The sequence below is a fragment of the Natronotalea proteinilytica genome (genome assembly GCF_055379935.1).
Genome location: NZ_AP043947.1, coordinates 3,110,372 through 3,127,581, shown reverse-complemented (window position 1 = coordinate 3,127,581; position 17,210 = coordinate 3,110,372). Strand labels below are relative to the sequence as shown.

Annotated in this window: 13 protein-coding genes and 1 tRNA gene; 7 read left to right on the top strand and 7 right to left on the bottom strand. The window is 58.3% G+C overall.

Annotation, left to right across the window (positions count from 1 at the left end; all coding sequences use genetic code 11):
• Window positions 1-149 precede the first annotated feature (149 nt).
• The 3 genes from ACZ5AL_RS12475 to ACZ5AL_RS12465 all read right to left on the bottom strand — a co-directional run bounded on the left by ACZ5AL_RS12475 (window position 150) and on the right by ACZ5AL_RS12465 (window position 1,645).
• Window positions 150-223 (bottom strand) — tRNA-Val (locus ACZ5AL_RS12475).
• 88 nt (window positions 224-311) lie between these two features.
• Window positions 312-959: an anti-sigma factor family protein gene (locus tag ACZ5AL_RS12470; RefSeq protein WP_464510773.1), complete on the bottom strand. Its 648-nt coding sequence runs from the start codon at window positions 957-959 to the stop codon at window positions 312-314.
• Window positions 960-1,201: 242 nt separating this feature from the next.
• Window positions 1,202-1,645 (bottom strand): PAS domain-containing protein, encoded by a 444-nt coding sequence (locus ACZ5AL_RS12465; protein ID WP_464510771.1) that lies wholly within the window; start codon window positions 1,643-1,645, stop codon window positions 1,202-1,204.
• A 1,186-nt stretch (window positions 1,646-2,831) separates the two neighbouring features.
• Here ACZ5AL_RS12465 and ACZ5AL_RS12460 point away from each other — a divergent pair.
• Both ACZ5AL_RS12460 and ACZ5AL_RS12455 read left to right on the top strand, forming a co-directional pair.
• Window positions 2,832-4,205 carry a sigma-54 interaction domain-containing protein gene (locus ACZ5AL_RS12460; protein ID WP_464510769.1) on the top strand — a complete coding sequence of 458 codons (1,374 nt, stop codon included), beginning with the start codon at window positions 2,832-2,834 and terminating at the stop codon, window positions 4,203-4,205.
• 14 nt (window positions 4,206-4,219) lie between these two features.
• Window positions 4,220-4,747 (top strand): LptE family protein, encoded by a 528-nt coding sequence (locus tag ACZ5AL_RS12455; protein ID WP_464510768.1) that lies wholly within the window; start codon window positions 4,220-4,222, stop codon window positions 4,745-4,747.
• Window positions 4,748-5,204: 457 nt separating this feature from the next.
• Here the strand turns inward: ACZ5AL_RS12455 and rho are convergent, their stop codons facing one another.
• The gene (rho, locus tag ACZ5AL_RS12450) at window positions 5,205-6,803 is read right to left on the bottom strand and encodes a transcription termination factor Rho (protein WP_464510767.1); all 1,599 of its coding nucleotides are present in this window, start codon (window positions 6,801-6,803) and stop codon (window positions 5,205-5,207) included.
• Between the two features lie 810 nt (window positions 6,804-7,613).
• On the opposite strand from rho, the gene recJ reads away from it, so the two are divergent.
• Window positions 7,614-9,413, top strand: a complete 1,800-nt coding sequence (gene recJ, locus ACZ5AL_RS12445) for a single-stranded-DNA-specific exonuclease RecJ (protein ID WP_464510765.1) — start codon at window positions 7,614-7,616, stop codon at window positions 9,411-9,413.
• Here the strand turns inward: recJ and ACZ5AL_RS12440 are convergent.
• Both ACZ5AL_RS12440 and xseA read right to left on the bottom strand, forming a co-directional pair.
• A complete protein-coding gene (locus tag ACZ5AL_RS12440) occupies window positions 9,397-10,377 on the bottom strand; it encodes a hypothetical protein (RefSeq protein WP_464510764.1) in 981 nt (326 codons plus the stop codon). The genes recJ and ACZ5AL_RS12440 overlap by 17 nt on opposite strands.
• 87 nt (window positions 10,378-10,464) lie before the next feature.
• Complete coding sequence (gene xseA, locus ACZ5AL_RS12435) at window positions 10,465-11,745, bottom strand: exodeoxyribonuclease VII large subunit (protein WP_464510763.1); 1,281 nt, start codon at window positions 11,743-11,745, stop codon at window positions 10,465-10,467.
• Between the two features lie 140 nt (window positions 11,746-11,885).
• On the opposite strand from xseA, the gene ACZ5AL_RS12430 reads away from it, so the two are divergent.
• From ACZ5AL_RS12430 to ACZ5AL_RS12420, 3 genes are all read left to right on the top strand, one after another.
• Complete coding sequence (locus ACZ5AL_RS12430; protein ID WP_464510761.1) at window positions 11,886-12,416, top strand: low molecular weight protein-tyrosine-phosphatase; 531 nt, start codon at window positions 11,886-11,888, stop codon at window positions 12,414-12,416.
• Entirely contained in the window at window positions 12,413-13,306 is an 894-nt protein-coding gene (locus tag ACZ5AL_RS12425) for a fructosamine kinase family protein (RefSeq protein ID WP_464510760.1), read from the top strand. Before ACZ5AL_RS12430 ends, ACZ5AL_RS12425 begins: the two co-directional genes overlap by 4 nt.
• A gap of 97 nt (window positions 13,307-13,403) precedes the next feature.
• Entirely contained in the window at window positions 13,404-13,772 is a 369-nt protein-coding gene (locus tag ACZ5AL_RS12420) for a DoxX family protein (RefSeq protein ID WP_464510758.1), read from the top strand.
• 518 nt (window positions 13,773-14,290) lie between these two features.
• On the opposite strand, the gene ACZ5AL_RS12415 is transcribed toward ACZ5AL_RS12420, so the two are convergent.
• Window positions 14,291-15,931, bottom strand: coding sequence for a S8 family peptidase (locus ACZ5AL_RS12415; RefSeq protein WP_464510756.1), 1,641 nt, complete (start codon window positions 15,929-15,931; stop codon window positions 14,291-14,293).
• 261 nt (window positions 15,932-16,192) lie between these two features.
• On the opposite strand from ACZ5AL_RS12415, the gene ACZ5AL_RS12410 reads away from it, so the two are divergent.
• Window positions 16,193-16,324, top strand: coding sequence for a hypothetical protein (locus ACZ5AL_RS12410; protein ID WP_464510755.1), 132 nt, complete (start codon window positions 16,193-16,195; stop codon window positions 16,322-16,324).
• Window positions 16,325-17,210 lie beyond the last annotated feature (886 nt).

Sequence of the window (17,210 nt, the reverse complement as noted above, 5' to 3'; positions counted from 1 at the left end):
GTACGGGGAAAAACGCACATCAGCAGACCATACTTTTGAGCGGGCCCAACCGCGACGCGTACCCGTCTCAACAGGGGAAGCCGTTCTTCCTGTGTGCTACTTTTGTTTGGGTAAAGAGTTGATCAACAGACACATAGAGAGATGCGTTGTGGGCCTTCCTGGATTTGAACCAGGGACCTTTCGCGTGTGAGGCGAACGCTCTAAACCCCTGAGCTAAAGGCCCGCATTGGTCATGCGGTCTAGTTATACACGAAGACCGAAGTCCGTTGTGCCGACCCGTGCGTCAAGAACTGGCAAAAGTGTGGGTGTAGTTAGCGCTGGGTTCGTACAACGCCCAGTGTGGGCTCATCACGAAGGGAATCGACAGCATCCACAGGAACCGTCCACGCATCGAGCGAAGCGGGACGTGGGAGAGGGCTGGTCGGAATAGCGGTTGCCGATTGGGGGGCATTCTCCATGGAAGGCAACGCCATAGCAGGCAGGGCCGCCCGGTCGTTCATGCCTTGATTGGGCATGGCTCGATCAGAAAACGTGGAAGCAGGCGAGGAGGGCGACGGGGCAACGGTTGCTGATCCAACGACAACGCCAATCATCAGAGCGGCGAGAACAGAGACAAAGAGTCCGGCGGTAAACCGAGGCCGTGTGCTAAGCGCTTCGGTAAGAGAAAGGCGCGAGCGAAGCAGATCTGATTCAACGTGGTCGCACACACGGTTTTGCGTTTCTTTCGTGGGGGGAGGATCTGGCATGCCGCATTGACCAAGCAATGCGCGTGTGCGCTTCAGTTCTTTGATGTGGGCCTTAAGATCGGGATTGGCCTCGACATATGAGGTAAACACCGCCTCTTGAGCAGGGTCCATCGTCCCATCGACATACTCACAGAGCCATTCATCAATCCACCCATAGGGCGTCTCGTCGTTGGATGTATGGTCTGCACTCGGGGGAGGGGGATCGTTACACATACCAATAGAGCAGAATGCCAATAGCAGGATGAGCCTCGCAGAAAACCAGCAGGCACGGGCCAGGCTATGCATGACAGCAGACCCATGAGGCTACGTATGAAGAACACACGTAGGAAGTAGTATAACGCCTCGTCACGGATATGGCCCCTCGTTGCTCTTGGTTCCAGTGAATTCCATCGTCTTGGGCGGATTCATAGACGAGGATGGGTCGCCAGCCTCACAAAGGGGTTCAGGCCGGGCGTTCAGGCCGGACGCAAGCGAAGCAGAATACACTCCTCGGCGGCATTGAGGCGGTTAGCTACGTGGATGCGAAACCAGCGCCACCGGCCTTTGGCGGTTTGTAGCCGCACCAACCAGGAGGCTCGTTGCGTGTGCGCGTTCACCATGTGGGCCAGATCCCGCATCACACGGTGCATGTTGTGCCCATGCACATGGGTGAAGAAGTACGAATCGATGGTTTCATGGGGCGCGTAGCGTAGCATGCGCCGGGCAGCAGCGGAGATATTTTGAATCGTTCCCGCCGTATCCAACGTGATAACAGGAGCCGGAAAGGTTTCTATCCCTTCTCGGAAGCGCTTCCAGAAAGAGTCAGAAAAAAGAGACGGTAGCGCTAAATCTCGCTCCGCGGGCGGCTCGGGGGTATGCTGGCGCGTTGCAGCTGGGGTAGCATAGGTGTCTGTAACCATAGAACGCAAGAGTCGTCGAGCGGAGAAACCAACAAAGGAAACTAAGAAGCTGCTTGATACTGGATTTCATAGTATAGGCAACCCCTTCCATTGGTTCAAGGAACCTTTGGCGTATATTGGGAGGCGCCTGATGATGACAGGGGCTGCGTGTCAAACATCTTGGTATGGGGAGGTATGGATCCTGTACGTATAGATTGCTGCGGCTACGCCACGTCGTTACGGCATGTCGTCCGATCACCATCATATCTTTTAGAAGCTGTTCTCATAGTGCTCTGTTAGGGTGGGCAACGACCTCGTTTTAATGTTGTCATCTTGAGCGGAGCAACTGCGTCTAGCAGGTGCGGAGTCTGACACGAGCGAAGCGACTGACGAAGGCAGTGAGTAACAATCTCCCTCGAAATGGGCAGGGCTGCTCGATCGATCAGAGCCTGCTGAGCGTCGGGGAGATGGTTCCACCGAATGCCATTCGGCGGCTACATGGGCCTCCTCCGTCGGCCTTCGCTCACCATGACGGGTTTTTGGGAGGGGGCTGGGACGCAGAATTGGGCACGATCTCCGCACCCAAACAATCACATGTGACAGAGCAATAAGTGACCTCAACAATGGTTTTGGGGATTGCCGGTTGGTTTCCCCTTCATCCTACCCTTCCTCCCCGAGGAGGCGAGGAGGAAGGAACCGTGGAAGGCGTTCATCACGTCCCCCTCAGAGGAGATATGGTGTATACACAACGCAACCGGAGGCGAACTCCCACTTGCGTCCTCGTCGCGATGCTCTGCGTCGCGACGGACGAATGGACGCTCTGCGTCCAACGTACCCCCCCGAGGTAAAGAAACCGGGTGGTGGATTAGGAGTGCTGGAGCGTCCCGGCAAGCGTGGCGACGCAGAGGGGCCGTAAGGTCATGCCTGTTGTGCATCGCCACGAGAGGACAGGTGTTTTGTTATTATCATCGGGCAGGCTCTCACACCCCCTGAACTCCAACATTGATCTGTGACACAGTAATAGTACTCTGTCACAGGTCAATCTTCGGATCTCTAACGTACCGAAGAATAACCCACAATCATGTCATTGCGAGCGCAGCGAAGGATCCTCACAGGAGGCGATGGATCCTCACAAGACGGCATGGGTGTCATAAAGGCAGACCAATTGCATCCTGTCAGCGTTTCCACTCATTATCGACTGTACATTATGGATCGTGCCTCTATCCAAGAACGCTTTGGCATCGTCGGGACCTCAGAGGCGATAAAAAACGTGATTGACCGAGCCCGGCAGGTCGCTTCTACAACCATTACGGTACTGCTGCAAGGAGAAAGCGGCGTAGGCAAAGAACTGATTGCCCAGGTCATCCACGAGTTAAGTCGCCGCCGTCACGAAAAGATGGTGATTGTTAACTGTGGGGCGATCCCAGAAGGCCTCATTGAAAGTGAACTCTTCGGGGCAGAAAAAGGAGCGTATACCGGCGCGGTGCAGGAGCGAAATGGATACTTTGAAGAGGCCGACGGCGGGACAATTTTCCTCGACGAAATTGGGGAGATGCCCAAAGAAGCCCAGGTACGGCTGCTTCGGGTTCTTGAATCCGGTCAGTTCAGCCGGGTAGGATCCTCGCAGCAGCAACAGGTGGATGTGCGCGTGGTAGCCGCGACGAACAAAAACCTGGCCACCGAGGTGCAGGAGGGCGGGTTCCGCAAGGATTTGTACTACCGCCTTAGCACCGTGCGCATCGACATTCCCCCGCTGCGCGAACGTCCCGACGATATCCTTCCCATTTTCGACACCTACCTGCACCGCTTCACCCAAGAATACGAATCGCATCCCAAGTCGCTGACCGACGACGCCAAAGAGGTACTCACCGCCTACCGGTGGCCCGGTAATGTGCGCGAACTGCGTAACGTTGCCGAGCAAACGGTTGTGCTGCTGCGCGGTAACACGGTGACCGAAGACGACCTGAAGCCCTTCCTGCGCGATATCGACGATGCGCCCTCTTCGACCACGCTGATGCGTGTGAACAACAACGATGAGCAGGACGGTCCCGATGTGCATGAGCGTGAACTGCTCTATCGTGCTATTTTGGAGATGCGCATGGAGATGCGTGAGATGAAAGATCAACTGCGGGCATTAGCCTCTAACATTGGCGTGGTGGTTCCTCGGCGCATTGCCGAGCGAACCGACTTCCCGCAAGACTATAGTGACTTTGTCGTGATGCGCAATCCCGATCCATCGGGGCGTAGCCCCTCGCCCAGCGATCCTGCTCCGCCCGAGAAGGAGTATGATACCGAGTACGACGAATCGTACGACGACTCCTACGAGGCGCCTTACGACTCCCTCATCGAAGACGTTGTCTATGAAGTCGAGGGATCCCCATCGGGCAATGCGGGCACGCCCTCCTCTGTGCCGTCACGGTCGGCAGATATGCCGCTGCCAACCATTAAAGAGGCCGAGCGCGAACTCATTCGGCGCGCGCTGGAAAAGTTTGAAGGCAATCGGCGTAAAACTGCTGAAGCGCTTGACATCAGCGAGCGCACCTTGTACCGCAAACTCAAAGACATGGACGACATCGAATGACAGACGATGGCTTGTTGACTTCTTCCATACACCACCTCACCCGGCTTGGCGTCGGGGCCGTTCTTGCTGTGGTGCTGCTGACATCCGGATGCACCTATTACAGCTTTACCGGAGCCACCATTCCGTCCGATATCGAAACGATAGCGATTCCCCTTGTCGATGATCGGAGTAATAGTCCGTTCGTGGCGCTAGACCAGGACCTCACCGATCTACTGATTGAACGGTTTGTAGATCAAACGCGTCTTTCGCTGACCACCCGCACCGCCGAAGCTGATGCGGTGCTAGATGTGCGTATCGACGGATACAGCAGCCAGCCCACGACCGTAGGCGGAGATGATCGCGCTACGGCAAACCGCGTCACGATCAATGTACAGGTCGAGTATCTTGATCAAGTGAACGACGAATCGTTCTTGAGCCGGGCCTTTACCGGCCAATCTAACTACGATCCTGCAGAAGGACTAGGGGGACAAGAAGAGGCCAGTGCGATTGCTCTTGAGGAGTTGGCTGATGATATCTTTACCCAAGCCACTTCTGATTGGTAAGTGCGCTGTCACACACAGGTCAATGACCGTCCGGGATATCCGCACCCAGGAGTACTCGGTCGCGGTGCTCCCAGCGCTCCGCTCCTGATCTCGGGCTACGGAACGCCGCAATGTGAGCAAAATCCATAGCCGGGAACCGCTTGCGCCCCCGACGCTCAGCAGGGTGAATGCAATCGCGTTCTCGCGTTCTCGCGTTCTCGTCGCGATGCTCTGCGTCGCGACGGACGAATGGACGCTCTGCGTCCGACGTAACGACCCAAGGTAAAAGAAACCAGAAACCAGGTGGTGGGAATGCTGGAGTCTTCCACTAGAGCATCCCAGCACGCGTGGCGGTGCAGAGAGGCCATCCCCCCAAAAGCATACGCCTCAGTGCTAAAGGAGCACTGAGGCGTACTGGAGGAGGCAAGCAGAAGGAGGCAAGTAGAGAACAGCATGCACCCGGTTCTGGCAGCGCGGGTTAAGAGTTCATTTTCTCAAGGAACTCCTCATTGTTTTCTGTGCCGCGCATCTTGTCGAGCATAAACTCCATCGCCTCAGCCGGATCCATATCGGCAATCAGCTTGCGGATGATCCAGATGCGTTTGAGCGTCGGCTTATCGAGCAGAAGCTCTTCGCGGCGGGTGCCCGACTTGAGGAGATCAATGGCAGGGTAGATGCGCCGGTCGGCCATCTCGCGGTTGAGAACCAACTCCATGTTGCCGGTTCCCTTAAACTCTTCGAAGATCACCTCATCCATCCGGCTGCCCGTATCAACCAGAGCAGTGCCGATGATGGTAAGCGATCCGCCGTCTTCTACCTTGCGAGCGGCTCCAAAGAAGCGTTTGGGGCCGCGCAACGCACCGGCTTCAACGCCGCCCGAGAGCGTACGCCCCTGACTGGGAGCCACTGCGTTGTGCGCGCGAGCAAGACGGGTGATCGAGTCGAGCAAAATGACGACGTCTTGGCCTGACTCAACCAGACGCTTGGCTTTCAAAAGCGTTGTCTCTGCCACATCAACATGACGAGCCGGCTCCCGGTCGAAGGTGGAAGCAATCACCTCACCCTCTACGTTGCGATCCATGTCCGTCACCTCCTCGGGACGCTCATCAATGAGCAGCACCAGCAGGTGGGCATCGGGGTGGTTTTTCGTGACGCCCGCAGCAATCTTCTGCAAGAGCACCGTTTTTCCAGCTTTAGGCGGTGCCACAATCAATCCACGCTGCCCCATACCAATGGGCGCAAACAGGTCAAGCACACGCGTGCCGTACTCGTCCGATTCGGTTTCGAGCGTGAGGCGCGTATTCGGGAAAACAGGCGTAAGGTGCTCGTAATCGACACGCTCTTCGGCATCGGTAGGCGGCGCTCCGTTCACCAGATCGACTTGAATGAGCGCAAAAAACTTCTCGCCTTCCTTAGGAGGGCGTACTTTGCCCGTTACGGTATCGCCTTCTTGCAGTCCAAATCGCTTGATTTGTGAGGGCGACACATAGATGTCATCGGGACTCGACTCGTAGTTGTACTCGTCGGAGCGCAAGAAGCCGTATCCGTCAGGCAGCACTTCGAGCATGCCCCGCTTATCGATCATGCCGCGCAGCTCGGTCTGGTCGGCATCGTAGCGGGCCATGTAGTCGGGGCGGTCGCCATACAGGCGTTCTTCACGGCGCGACCGGCGCGAGGAGCGGCGGCTTCCGCGAGAGCGAGACGAACGGCTTGAGGAGGACGAACGCCCTCCTCGGCCCCGGCTCGACGACCCGCCTCGTGAGGAGCGTCCCGATGAACGCCCCGATGAACGCCCCGACGAGCGTTCAGACGAGCGGCCTGATGAACGATCAGACGACCGCTGCGATGACGACTCGGCCTCCGACGACTCGGTAGCCTCGTCTTCGGACGTGCCGTTTGCAGAGCTGTCGTCAGGTTCAGCTTCTGCATCAGGAGCAGACGCTCCTTCAGCCTGCGCTTCCAAAATACGATAGATGAGGTCTTGCTTGCGAAGCTTCGAATAACCCGACAGGTTCATCTCGCGGGCAATAGTTCGAAGCTCATCAAGCTTTTTTTCTTGGAGCGTGGAGATCTTCATGGAATCTATAGAAGGTAAGTGGTCATTTCTTTAGGAGACGGATTCGACCGGTCGTTCCGCAGAACATTCGGATGGCAGCCATAGGCAAAAACCGACGTTCCAATATGCAAAACAGAACACAACGAGGGGGAAACTTGCACCTTTCTATGCGGAACTGTGCAAGTACACATGGAAAAGGTCAAAGTCTACATGAGGGCAGACCGTGAGAGGACCTAGCGTTGCATTACAACATCATTATCGTGAAGGAAGAACGACAGTGCAGAGCACGTAGCAGTGGCACAATGGTACGAGATAAGGTGGGGTAGGAATGGCTGCGCTTACAGCAACATACAAGGTGGGAAAACAAGCTGCAAGTACATCTCGCAGAATGAAAGGCCATTGGCCATTGGCTATGAATCCATCACCATGTGATAAGTGGCTGTTCACCACGCGTGTGGGGGACGTAGCGACAGGAAGGCCGATTCACAAAACAACTCGCGTGAAATATCTCTCATAGGGAGCACACGGTAAGCTAGTTTCAAATCGGACACATGGTAGGCAATAGGCAATCGTTCTGCCCACCTATACGTTCCCAAAACCGTTACAAACGGAAAAGACACCAGTGAAAACTCAAACACCCACCCGTCTTTCCCTGACATCGTCCTCACTGTGTCATATATTTGGCTATCAAGTGGGCCAGCAGAAATACCGTACGTGTTGGTATAGCGCATCGTCGCTATTGCTTTTGCCATCAAGACGCTCTTAAACAGATTCTTGGGATCTGCTTCGCTCCCTGCTCCGCCGTATGTTTGTCTCTTTACGTTGCATGTTATGACCTATCGCTGGATATTACGGACGTTAGACGACCCTGGGGTGGTGCCTCGACTGCAGCCCCGCCTTAACGACCTGCCTGCTGCGCTTACCCGCACGTTGGCGCTGCGCAACGTATCCACGTTCGAAGAGGCACGTGCCTTTTTCCGAGCCAATCGCGATGCCTTGCACGATCCCTTCGAAATGGCAGACATGCAGCGGGCAGCTGAACGGATCGTAAAAGCCATTGCAACGGGCGAATCGGTGCTTGTGTATGGCGATTACGACGTGGATGGCACCACGGCCACGGCCATGTGCACCGACTTTCTGCGCAAGCAGGGGTGCGATGTGTCGTTCTTCATCCCCGATCGTTACGAAGATGGCTATGGGCTGGGGCAGCGCGGCATTGACGCGGCACGCGATCGAGGGGCTTCGCTCATCGTAGCGCTGGATTGCGGTATCACGGCACATGCCGAAGCGGAATACGCCCGCGAGCAGGGGCTCGATCTCATCATTTGCGATCACCACACGCCAAAGGATACGCTCCCCAACGCGTACGCGGTGCTCGACCCCAAACGTGACGATTGCCCCTATCCGTTTGACGAACTTTCGGGGGCCGGTGTCGGGTTTAAGTTGCTGCAGGCCACCCAGCATTTGCGCCACGAATCGGAAGAGGAGGTCTTCGCCTATCTCGATCTGCTGGGCATCTCCATCGCTAGCGATATTGTGCCCATGCACGGCGAAAATCGCATCCTGATGCAAGAGGGGCTGGCTGCCTTGCGCAACAGTACCCGCCCGGGCTTGCAGGCGATGGCCGAGGCTGCCGAGATGGATCTGGACACGGTCAAAACCACGGGCACCATTGTGTTCACCATCGGCCCCCGCATCAACGCAGCCGGACGTATGGCGCACGCTGAAAAGGCGGTGTCGTTGATGCTGGCTTCCGACGTGCCCACCGCCCGCCCGCTGGCCGAGGAGCTGGAGCAGCTCAACAAAGAACGCCGCACCATCGACGAGCAAATCCGTGAGGAGGCCGCCGAGCAGGCCGAGCGTCACATCACGGCCCGTACCAGTCACGCACTGGTGCTGTACGACCCCGACTGGCATCTCGGCATCATTGGCATTGTGGCTAGCCGTATCGTGGAGGATTTCTACAAGCCAACCATCATGCTCACGCGCAACGGCGATATGGTGAAAGGCTCGGCCCGATCCATCAGCGGGGTGAACATCTACAACGCGCTCACCGATTGTGAGGATGTGCTGGAGCAGTTCGGCGGGCATAACTACGCCGCTGGGATGTCGCTGCCTGAGGCGAACGTATCGGCGTTGCGCGACCGGTTCAACGAAGCCATCAGCGAGCGCATCACTCCCGAACTGCTCACGCCTACCATCAAGGTGGATGCGCATGTGAATCTGCAAACCATTGGCCGCGCCGATGGCCGCTTCTGGGCCGTGCTCCAGCAGTTTGGTCCGTTTGGCCCGACCAACCCGCGCCCTGTTTTCCACCTGGGTCCGCTTCGGGTAGCCGGGCGCCCACGCACGGTAGGACGCAGCAACGCCCATCTGAAGTTCACCGTAGCGCCTGCCGATGCTCAAGACGGCCCCACCCTCGATGTGATTGGGTTCAACAAAGCCGACAAGCAGTCGGTGCTGGCCGAGAGCCAGTCTACCGGTACGCCCATCGAACTGGTGGCGACCGTCGATGAGAACACGTGGAAAGGCCGTACCTCGCTACAGCTCAAGCTGCGCGATGTGCGCCTCTTCGACCCCGAAACCACGCTGCACCCCGCTCCCGTGCAGGCGGCTACGCAAACTGTGTAAGCATGCACATCAGCGGGCAAGCATCCGAGGGGCCGCCCCACCGCAGCAAAAGCGGACGCTGGTAGCGCCCGAGCACCAGTCGGTATCCACACGAATGGGTTGGGGCAGGCACAAATGGGATGCTCAGTGTGCGCGGCAGTCGCAGGGCGTCCTTCGGAGACGAAGGGCTGTCGGGCGGCTCCGCCTGGGGCACCGATGAGGCACCCGCAGCCGCATGGACCGACGCTGCCGACGGGGCCGCAAACGACGGGTCGTGTAGCATCTGTGCCACATCATGCTCCATAAGCAAGGGTTCGTGTTCGTTAACCACGAGCGCCGCATGGGGCATCAAATCAGGCAGCGCCACCTGCAGGCGTCCGTAGCGCACCGCGTCGTTAGCGTCGGGATGTGGCAAGGTTCTCAATTGCCGCCTCAGCAGAGGGGTTAAGTCAACAGCCGGTGGATGATGCGGGTGGGGAGGCTGTAGCGTGCGATGAAGCAGCGTTGTTTCCGCCTCCAGCCCAATGGCGGTAACGTAACGCGTGCGGCGCGTGCCCGTCACATTGTTAATGCCATCCAGGTCAACCAATACGGGCGGATGCGGCGTGGCGGTGGTGTACAGACGGGTGTTGCGCATCCCCGCGGCCAAATAGATAAGATGCGCATCGGCATTTCGTGGTTCGCATTGCCGCTGAACCGGGCTGAGCTCGTCTCGGTCGGCCATGCGATCATGGGCGTATCCGGCATGCGGCGGAAACAGCGTGCGGTAGGGCGCCAGCACATCCTGAATGCCCTCCCCCTCCTGCAATCGGGCGCGCATCGTAGCATCCAGCAGCCCCGCTGTGGTATGATGCGATGCCAGTAGCACCCGCGGATAGTTCGTCAAGAACGAGGGATGCTCGGCTCGCAGTGCCGTGAACACGTCCAGCGTGTCAAGGCGCTGGGTGGGGCTTAGCGAGATAGTGACCGAGAGTGGGGCGGGCATGATTACAGCGGCAGGACACGGAAGGCGTTCGGGGTGGTCATGAGCACATGAACACTATGCATTGGAGGGAGGTGCAGTTCGTTCGCTTCATTCATCAGAGGCGTCATCCGGCGAATTGGAGAGCGGCTGTGCAGTGCGCGTTCCATCGTGAAAGCGAAGCTGCATTGACGCGTCGGCGTCGAGGTCGGCGGCGGCAGTCACCGGGTCGCCGTGCTGCGTGACGAGCGCAAAGCCACGCGCAAGCGGACGCGTGGGGTCGTTGCTGTGCAGACGACGATGCAGGCTCTCGGTTTGTGTTTGAAGATGAGTCAGTCGCTGCTTCATGGCACGCTGCATGCGGGCGATGGTCTGGTCGAGGTGCTGCCGGTGGTAGTCCAGTTGCGTGCGGGGCGTTTGCAGTGCTCGTGCGTTGCGCAGTTGCTCTACAGAGCGTCTGTACCGATGAAGGCGTTGCTGCAGCGTCGTGCGCATCTGCCGATGCAACGTGCGCACTGTCTGGCGTAGGCCGCGTCCATCAGGCACCGCCCGCTCGGCAGCCGCCGAGGGCGTCGCGGCGCGCTCATCCGCAATGAAGTCGGTGATGGAGGTGTCGGTTTCATGGCCCACCGCGCTGATCGTAGGAATGGTGCAGGCCGCCAGGCGCCGCGCGACGACCTCCTCGTTAAACGCCCACAGATCTTCGGTCGAGCCGCCGCCGCGTCCCACAATGAGCACATCGGGACGTTTGGGGTGATCCGCTGGCAGCGCGCTAAATGCATCGATGGCATCGGCGATGGCCTGCGGGGCATCCAGTCCCTGCACGGGCACCGGACACAGCACCACATCAGCCAGGGGGTAGCGCCGGGCCAGCCCCGTGCGGATGTCCTCGATGGCGGCTCCATCTCCAGATGTAACCACGCCCACGCGTTGCGGAAAGGCAGGCAGCGCGCGCTTTCGGCCGGCCTCAAACAGCCCCTCGGCACGCAGCGTGCGCTTGAGCTTTTCGTAAGCGGCCTGCTGCGCGCCCCGCCCGGCCAAACGCAGCTGTGCCGCCTGCAATTGCAACTGTCCGCGAGCCGGATACACCGTGGCATGGCCGGTAAGGTGCACCTGCTGGCCGTTTTCGGGCGTAAAGTAGATGTGCTGGGTGCGGTAGCGCCACATCACACACTGCAACTCGGCATCTGCATCCTTGAGCGTAAAGTAGCAGTGGCCCGAAGCCGCCCGGGTGAAATTCGACAACTCACCCTCCACCTGAACTTGGGGGAAAGCGTCTTCTACCGTATCTTTCAGGGCCTGCGTGAGCTCGGTTACCGTGTGCACCGTTGGGTCAGGCGGATCTGAAGGCGTGTCGGAATCAGACGGCAACTGACTAAACAGGTCGGGCATAAATAAACTGCAGTAGATACAACACATGGGCACAAGCCGAGGGCCCTCTCGTAAAGCCCTTGATGTCGAAGGGTGTTTCCGTATGGCTGCTGCTGTGCGGGTTCCTGCTAATGCGTTTTTGTATATTCCCCACAAGCACTATGAGCGATTCCATTCGTGTGCACTTTGTGTGTCTTGGCAACATCTGTCGCAGTCCGCTAGCTGAAGGCGTCTTCCGTGAGAAGGTAGAGGCGCACGAACTAGACGACGCGTTTGACATCAGTTCGTCGGGCACGGGCGACTGGCACGTGGGCAACAAGGCCGACCGCCGGATGCGCAAGACTGCCAAGCGGCACGGGCTGTCGATTGAAAGCCACCGCGCCTCGCAATTTCGCAAAACCGACCTGGCCGATCACGATCATATTTTCGTGATGGATAAGAGCAATCTGAATGATGTGCTCTTTCTCGACGAAGACAATACCTACAGCGGTAAGGTGCGGCTCTTTCGCGAGTTCGACCCCGAGCCGGGCAATTACCAGGTGCCCGATCCGTACAGTGGCGGACGCGAAGGCTTCGAGCGGGTGTATAGCATCGTCGATCGGACCGCCGAGGTGCTGCTTACACGGCTTATCGACGAATACGACCTCGCCTCCGATGCGTCGTCTGATGAAACGAAGACCGAGGCGGCATGAACGATAGGATGTTTCCCAGCGAACCGGATCTGCGCGACGCGCTGGAGGCGCATGTTGGCAGGCCGCTCCTCGAGGCCGAGCCGGTGTCGGGCGGATGCATCGCGCAGGCCACCCGCCTGGCGACAGCAACCGACACCTTCTTTCTGAAGTGGGGCCGGGGCGATGTGGCCAGCACGTTTGCTGGCGAGGCGGCTGGCCTGAAAGCACTGTCCAACGCCGACGCACCGTTGCGCATCCCAACGGTGCATGCGGTGGAACCCGAAACCGATCGTCGTCCAGGGTTTCTTCTCATGGAGTGGATTCCTCCGGGCTCCCCCGCCCCGACCTTCATGGCCGACCTGGGCACGGCGCTGGCTGTGCTCCACCGGCGCACCAAGGCGACCTACGGGTTTTCGCAAGACAACCATATCGGACGTCTTCCGCAGCGCAACACAACCGAGACAAACTGGCCCGCGTTTTTTCGAGCGCACCGCCTTCTGCCGCAACGGGACATGGCCCGGAGCCGCAACCGGTGGAAGAGTGCCTGGGACGCCCCCTTTGAACGGCTGTGCGCCGACCTGGACAACCGGCTCCCCACAGCACCTTCCCCTTCGATCGTACACGGCGACTTGTGGAAGGGCAACGTAATGGCCACACAACAGGGCGGGGCGGCCCTCATCGATCCGGCTGCGTATTATGGCCATCGCGAGGTTGATGTGGCCATGACAAAGCTCTTTGGCGGATTCAGTAGCTCTTTTTACGACGCCTATCAGGCAGCGTGGCCACTGCCCGATGGGTTGGACGAGCGGGTGTTCATCTACAACCTGTATCACGTAATCAATCACCTGAATCACTTTGGAGGCACGTACGCCGCCCAGGTCGAGCGCATGCTGAATCGGTTGGCGCGATAAACATGCTGTTGACAACGTGCTTGGCACTGGAGACCGACGCCCCTGAGACCGCATAACGATTTTTAGAGCCTGTACGTTTTATTCTGTCTGCACGATCATGCTTCAAACGCTTTCTCTGTATGCCATTGCGGCGATGTTCACCGCCGCAGGCGTCGCGCACTTTGTAAAGCCCGATGTGTTTGTGCCGCTGGTGCCTTCGTATCTACCCGCTCCCAAACTGCTGGTGTATGTAAGCGGCGTGTTCGAAGTCCTCGGCGGACTCGGCGTGCTGTTATCGTCGGTGCGGGTGTACGCAGGGTGGGGGCTGATCGCTATGCTCGCTGTGTTCTTGGTGGTGCATATTTACATGGTGCGCGATCCAGACGGGCGGTTTGAAGCCCTGCCTACTTGGATGCTCTGGGTACGCATCCCCCTGCAATTCGTCTTGATGGCCTGGGTGTACTGGGCAGTGATATTGGGAGGGTGATTCGGCGTGCTTCGGGCCTTGGGGGCGTCACAATGACCGCCCGGGATATCCGCTTCGCTCTTGATCCCGGACTAGGCCTCCATAGCCCTACGTCTATACACAACGCAACCGGAGACGAGCCCCTGCTTGTATCTTCGTCACGATGTAGAACCGGCATGACCTTCGGCCCCTCTGCGTCGCGACGTAATGACCCGAGGTAAAGAAACCAAGTGGTGGATTGGGGACGCGGGAGCGTTGGGATTTTGCGCGTCCGCAGGTCATCCTGACGCCGCCAGGCGGAAGGATCTCAGCGCCGTTCCTGCAGGCTTGGCACGTCCAGTACGCAGAGAGAAGTCCACACCGTGCACACTGATCAGCAGGACGCCTCGACCGTAGGGCGTCCCGGTACCCTATGAGACGAAGGCGATCGGAACGACACGCAGTGTTTCTACTTGCCCCTCTCATGCAATACGCCGGATGCTCGACGATGAGCACCCGGCGCATGCAACCCGCTTTATAGGTGGCGTGAATCTGCCTCGTTAGTCTTCGAGGTAGAAGGTGTAGTTACCACTTCCACTGAAGGACTCAACGACCCACAGGTAGTAGCCCGGTGACCCGTTGTACGAAATCTCTTCGTTTGAGTCGGGGGTGGTAGCCGAAGCGACCTGGCTCCACGTCCATCCATTCCAGCGGTAGAGATACAGATCGAAGTCCGCATCGCTAGGGCCTTGCAGGTAGCCGACTTCATTGCCATCGCCTGCGTAGTACGATCCATCGGGCTCATAGGCATCATCGCCAGTACCGCTCAGCGTGCCGGTATAGCTAGAGCAAGACGAGCAGGGCGCGCCGGGCGAATCGTCGCCTCCATCATCTCCGTTGTCGCCGTCGCCTCCGTCTTCGCCGAGTAGGCTATACAGCAGCAGGTTCGGAGAGCCGGTGCCCAGTCCAGAAAGCACGCCGCTTGTGGCGGTGCTGGTCAGCGCATCGAAGACCTGCTGGGGCGAGGCACTCGGATTGTCCTCCAGGTACAGCGCGGCAGCACCGGCTGCGTGAGGAGCGGCCATCGACGTACCGCTGATGGTGTTCACAGCGGTGTCACTGGTGTGCCAGGCCGAAGCGATGTTTGAGCCAGGGGCCCAGATGTCTACGCAGGATCCCAGATTCGAAAATCCGGAACGCTGATCCGACGAGGTGGTCGATCCGACCGTAAGGGCGTCGGCCACGCGAGCAGGCGAGGCGTTGCAGGCATTGGTATTGTCGTTTCCGGCAGCCGCGACGACAAGAATGCCATCGGCAATGGCGCTTTCGACTGCGCTATCGAGGGCCGTGCTAGCACCGCCACCCAGGCTCATGTTGGCTACAGCGGGAGGCTGGTGATTGGCCGCGACCCAGTCAACGCCGGCAATAACACCGTCCATCGTGCCGCCCCCGTTGCAGTCGAGTACGCGCACAGCATGCAGTGTGGATCCTTTTGCGACGCCGTATACCGTACCGCCTGAGCTACCCGCTACGTGCGTGCCATGCCCATTGCAGTCTTGTGCGTTTTGGCCATCATTGAATACATCGGCAGCCGCAACAGCACGTGTACCAAAGTCATTGTGGCTGGTCCGAATGCCCGTGTCGAGGACGTACACGTTTACGCCGTCGCCGGTGGCATTGTACGAATAGGTGTCATCAAGGGGAAGCGTGCGCTGGTCGACGCGGTCGAGGCCCCAGGGTGCATCGGTCTGGGTATTATTTACCGCATGGACCGTCTGGTTTTGCTCCACGAAGTCCACGCTCGGATCCGCTTCAAGGGCGTTTGCTTCCTCTTCGGTGAGCGAGGTTGCAGAAAATCCGCGCAGCGCGTGGCTGAACGTTTGCTTGACTGTGGCGCTGGTTGACGCCAGCAGGCCTTCGCTGTGACGGGTGATCTCATCAGAGCTCTTGGCCGCCAGTTCATCGTCGTTGTACACAACAATGTACTCACCGTCAATGGGGGTGCCAGGCTCACGCACGCCCGGTAGCTCCGTATCAGAAGGGGTTTCACCGGGAGGAGTGGCATCCATCGCGATCGGATCGGAGTCCGCGTCGCGCTCATCAGCCACATCAGCAGGGCCATCATCACAGCCCGAAAAAAGAAGAGCCGCTGCAAGCAGGGCTCCAATGAGTAAGGATGTAGAACGGTTAAGGGTGTACATAAAGGGGGGAATATTCAGTACGCAGGATGCGAACGAACGATACATCTACAGAGATGATACTGCAGCGCACTGAAGGAGCCAAGCGGGTGGGAGCTCCGCGCTTTCATCACGTGATGTTCACCACACGCTAACACGCCCGTAACACTATGTAAAGGATTTTAAACAAATTACCCAAATCATCATAATTGGTGCGGGGCGACCGACGTGGCGCTGGGCGGAGCCCTTCCTCCCTAGAGTCCTAGTCTATGCACACAACCTGAGATGGTGATAATCGTTGGCGGTCGCTTGCCTGCCCTGAACTCGATTCAGGATCTGGATGGCATTCGAGGGGGGGCGTTCGAGTTGAAAGGGGGCTTTCGTCTCCAGCACCGTCCCCCCGACACGTCATCCTGAACTTGATTCAGGATCCATGTTGCGTGGGAGCGCCGAAGCGTACGGATTAGGCACCAACTTACGAACCAAGATCTGTTACGATACGCTGTTGCACTGCTTGCAAGGCTGTTGCCTGTTCTGGATCCTGGATCGCGCTCGCAGGCTCGCTTGCCTGTCCTGAACTCGATTCAGGATCTGGATGGCATTCGAGGGGGGCATTTGGGTTGAAAGGGAGCTTTCGTCTCCAGCACCGTCCCCCCGACACGTCATCCTGAACTTGATTCAGGATCCATGTTGCGTGGGAGCGCCGAAGCGTACGGATTAGGCACCAACTTACGAACCAAGATCTGTTACGATACGCTGTTGCACTGCTTACAAGGCTGTCGCCTGTTCTGGCGCCTGGATCGCGCTCGCAGGCTCGCTTGCCTGTTCTGAACTCGATTCAGGATCTGGATGGCATTCGAGGGGGTGGCGTTCGAGTTGAAAGGGGGCTTTCGTCTCCAGCACCGTCCCCCCGACACGTCATCCTGAACTTGGTTCAGGATCCATTCCCCCGACTATTCCCCCGAGCAGACGCCCAGGTGGGTTCTTTTTGTGGGATCCAACAGTCTCTCATTGAACAGGCGGTGGAGGGGTCAAATTTCCCATCAACGAAATACCAGAGACAACGTTATGTGCATAGACTAGCCCTAGGGGCGGGGCGCGTCGCTGTGCTCGCAATGACAAGGATGTGAGTTGTTCTCTGTCACAGATCTATGGTTGGGTTGCAACGCGTTCCGTTTTAATGTTGTCATCTTGAGCGAAGCAGATACCCCGGGCGGCAATCTGTGCATTAGCGATGGGGTCCTGTATTCTGTGTGAAGCTATGTATCAATCTGGGACAACACACGGAAGCGGGTGGCATTCG